This is a genomic window from Moraxella sp. K127, assembly GCF_015223095.1.
In the GTDB taxonomy this organism is placed as follows: domain Bacteria; phylum Pseudomonadota; class Gammaproteobacteria; order Pseudomonadales; family Moraxellaceae; genus Moraxella.
In genome coordinates, this window is sequence record NZ_JADFBZ010000089.1 from 1 (window position 1) to 3,018 (window position 3,018).

The window sequence follows — 3,018 nt, forward strand, 5'->3', positions numbered from 1 at the left end:
ACTGTCCTTCTTATTTTTTCTTCTTCTTCGTTTGGATTGTGCTATGTCTCAAAACGCTGCCTTCTTGCTTCATGGACTGACCCAAGAACACAAAGATTTTTTACACCGCTACGCTCAAAATGAGTTTGGCTCGTCATCACGCACCAAAGCGATTTTAGCACTTATTGACAGGGCAATGCGTGATGAACAGGTGCAAAATTCATCAAGTGGAATTTGCCAGGATGAATTAAAAAATCAAGCCATTGCTAATAAACAAAAATTCATTGAACAACACCAAGAACAAATACAAAATCATAATAAAGCAATTCAAGAAGCCAAATCACAAAACAATCACGATTTGGCAAAAAAATTATCAAGAAAAAAACTTGGTATTAAAAAACAAAGATTGCAATTATCAATCCCAATTTATGATTATGAATACTTGGAGCAACTGGCAAAAAATAGCCATAGCTCCATACAATATTATACCACAGTTATCATATTGGAGCATTTGTATTCACAAAAAAGACTGCTTGGAAATGAAATAGAAGTTTTGAAAAAGTCAAATTATGAATTGTATAAAATCGGTATTAATGTTAATCAAATAGCAAAAGCAAATAATGCTGGCGATATGATAGAATTGCCAATTAACCAGTTATACAATCAAATTCAAAAACACATTAAGTTTGTGCAGGATTTATTGAAATCTAGTACAGGTATTTATTAAGGTTATTAGTTATGAAAAGTAGATATTTGGAAATATTAAAAATATTCATTATTTATTATTATTTTTACACTTGGCAATTTGGAATAAACTATGTCAAAAATATTCGATGACCCTGATTATTGGTTTGGTGGCACACCTAAAAAAACTAAAAAATCAGCCAGTAGTGGCGGTGTTATGTCTTTTAATTCGGTTCGTCCTAATTATAATGCCAAAAAGACCGCTTTAAACACAGTAAAAGGTGTTAATAAAAAATTACCGCAGGTTGTGGTAAAAATAAGCGGTTCATCAAAGGGGGTTAATAAGGCTCAATCGCACGCTGATTATATCGGACGAAATGGCAAGGTTGAGATAGAAGACCAAGACGGCAATAAGTATAATGGCAAGAATGAACAAAAAGACTTGCTGGGTTCGTGGGGTGCTATGGGTATGCACGACAAACACGAGACAGGTTCACGCAAGAAAGCGTTCCACTTTGTCTTTTCAATGCCAAAAGGTACAAACCCTGACGCTATGAAGACGGCGGTAAGAAACTTGGTTAAAGAAGAATTTGACGGTCATAAATTCTTCATGGCACAGCATTTGGATACAGATAGCCCACATTGTCATGTATTGCTAAATGCAACAAATGACAAGGGCGAACGGTTAAATCCCAGAAAGCAGGATTTGCATAATTATAGAGTGGCTTTTGTGGTAAAGCTCAAAGAGCAGGGCATAGAAGCGACCGCTACACGGCGAATACATCAATTTAAGTATCAAGACAATAAAAGTCAAGGTTCACTACATAAGAATGCACGCACAGGGGCGGAGCAGGGCGACAAAAAGCCAACAGCGAGCCAGCTTAAAAAGATACAGGCAACCCATAGCGAAATCGCCAAGCAGTACCAAGCGTATGCTGATAGCTTGCCTAGCGACCAAACAGAATTAAAGGCAGAAATTAAAAAACTGGTTGAGAGTAGGGCGGTCAAAGATAAGGGCAGGGGGCGTTAGCGTCCGCCTTTGCCCTTGTCTTGGTCTAATTCTTGACTTTTTTCAATGTCTGATATTTGGCTTGCCAAACTTTCAAATGCAATAATTTGTGCTTTTGGTGCTGGGTATCTTTCCAAAATCATATCTCTATTGGTTTTTAGTTCCAATATCTGATTATCTGAAAGCATTGGATAGCTTTCATTTAGATTTTTACTAGACATAACTTTTAGAATATTTTGGGCTTCAACAATAGCATTAGCATTCATTCTTGAACAAACTCGCTCATAAGATGAAATGAAATACTTTGCAAATTCGGTGTAATCTGCTGGTTCACTTTCATAGTAATGAGTAACTGCACGAGCATATTCTTCCACGCTTCTTTCTGTAAACATCACAGGCATTTTGTCATGAAGCATTAAGGTGTAAGCACACATATTGCGAGCAGTTCTTTTGTTGTGGTCTGAAAAATATTGTAAATAGGCAAGGTTTTGATGAGCGTAAACAGCTTTCTCAAATGGATTTTGAATATTATTGTATTCATTGTTTATTATTTCAAGTCCAGTTTCTAATTGTGCTGGGATACTTGACGGAACATAGGAACACATACCAATAAAAACAGGTTCTTTTCTAACAGAACCACATTCATTTTTATCCAACATCATTTCTGACGCTTGGTAGTGTGCATTTTTTAATAAATAAGTGAATGGTCTTTGATTTTCTTTTCCACCTTGAATTACTTCATTAACCAAATAATCAAATGAGCGGTGCATATTTTTTAACATTAGAGCTTCTTCAAACTTCTTTTGAGAGCCAGAAGTTCTACCTGTTTTTAATAAAATCTCTGTTTCTATTGCATTATAAGTATTGCCTTCAAGGACAGCAGAAGTATAAGCAAACTCAATGGAAAATGATTCTATGTTTCTCGGAGACATTAAATACTCGCTTTTTGAGTAATAATTTAACGCTTCCAAGTAAAATAGTTCTTCTTGTGAAAATATTGGCTTATACAATAGCTTGTCTTGATTGTATGGTATTAGGTTTTTTGGAGTATGTTCATTCATAAAAACAACCTGAAATACAAAATTGATTGAAAATTATAGCATATTTAATTTAATTTTTCTAAACTTTTCACATTCTCCTTATCCACAAAAATCTGCTCCTGTACACAGCCATTGTTGGGGCTAGGACAATTTAAAATAGGGTAGAGCGGTGTTGTGGTTATCATTAGCTCACGCATATAGGGGCGGTAAGTGATTGCTCCTATATATTCACAATCCTGCTCTATGGTCTTATTGTCTTTGGTGCAGGTGTGCAGGGTTATTTTGGCGATATTGGAATAACCGCTA

The 3,018-nt window shown here is 35.6% G+C and carries 4 protein-coding genes; 2 read left to right on the top strand and 2 right to left on the bottom strand.

Annotated elements, in window-relative coordinates:
• Positions 1-706: hypothetical protein (locus tag IM753_RS12670; RefSeq protein ID WP_255518677.1), on the top strand; the 706-nt coding region annotated here is incomplete at its 5' end.
• Positions 707-796: 90 nt separating this feature from the next.
• Complete coding sequence (locus IM753_RS12675; RefSeq protein WP_194109437.1) at positions 797-1,693, top strand: relaxase/mobilization nuclease domain-containing protein; 897 nt, start codon at positions 797-799, stop codon at positions 1,691-1,693.
• On the opposite strand, the gene IM753_RS12680 is transcribed toward IM753_RS12675, so the two are convergent.
• Together IM753_RS12680 and IM753_RS12685 are read right to left on the bottom strand one after the other, a co-directional pair.
• Positions 1,690-2,733 carry a Fic family protein gene (locus IM753_RS12680; RefSeq protein ID WP_194109438.1) on the bottom strand — a complete coding sequence of 348 codons (1,044 nt, stop codon included), beginning with the start codon at positions 2,731-2,733 and terminating at the stop codon, positions 1,690-1,692. The genes IM753_RS12675 and IM753_RS12680 overlap by 4 nt on opposite strands.
• Before the next feature lie 44 nt (positions 2,734-2,777).
• On the bottom strand, positions 2,778-3,018 hold a 241-nt coding region (locus IM753_RS12685), incomplete at its 5' end, for a hypothetical protein (protein WP_194109439.1).